The organism is Pseudoxanthomonas gei (assembly GCF_010119615.1).
Taxonomy (GTDB): domain Bacteria; phylum Pseudomonadota; class Gammaproteobacteria; order Xanthomonadales; family Xanthomonadaceae; genus Pseudoxanthomonas_A; species Pseudoxanthomonas_A gei.
The window spans coordinates 1-611 of sequence record NZ_QOVG01000027.1 but is presented as its reverse complement, the minus strand read 5'-3'; the positions used below and the strand labels follow the sequence as shown (position 1 = coordinate 611).

Annotated in this window: 1 protein-coding gene; it reads right to left on the bottom strand. The window is 47.1% G+C overall.

Features of this window, described 5'->3' with window-relative positions; all coding sequences use genetic code 11:
* Window positions 1-39: 39 nt before the first annotated feature.
* Window positions 40-611 (bottom strand): Crp/Fnr family transcriptional regulator (locus DT603_RS15810; RefSeq protein WP_162350951.1); only part of this gene is annotated, 572 nt, incomplete at its 5' end.

Here is a 611-nt window from a genome sequence, read left to right as displayed (position 1 = left end):
TGTCCAATACGGATAAACGGTTATATAACTATGCGAGCGTTATAACGGAATTTCCCGGCGGAGTCGGCTCAGATGCCTCTGAGTGATCCCCAGATACGAAGCGATGTAACGTAGTGGAACGTGTCTGACAATGCCTGGCTTTTCCTGAATAAATTTTCGATACCGTTCTTCTGCCGTCAGATTAGCCATATCGGTCAGTCGCCTTTTATCAGCTTCCAGGTGTTTTTGCAGGATTCGAATCGTATAATCTTTCTGCGTGAAGCTACGTTCGGCACCAATCTCTACGTCGTCCCGATTGATTCGCAGCAGTTCGCAGTCCGTAATACAGTGCAGATTCTCGTCGGAAACCGTGCGATTCATAAAATGGAAATACGACGTAAAAAAACGGGAGCCCTCATTCAGGTCCGTCGTGATTTCGTTGTTATCCGCATCGACATGAAAATTCCGCATGTACCCCGACACAATAAAGTTGTGGTATTGAGGAATCCGTCCCGACCGCTCAATAATCGTGTCTCTAGGTACGAACACGGGTTTGAACAGTTGCCGAATCGACAGCTTATCCGCTTCGGGCAAGATGACGGTCTCAGCAACATAATCGAAAAGCCTTGTAT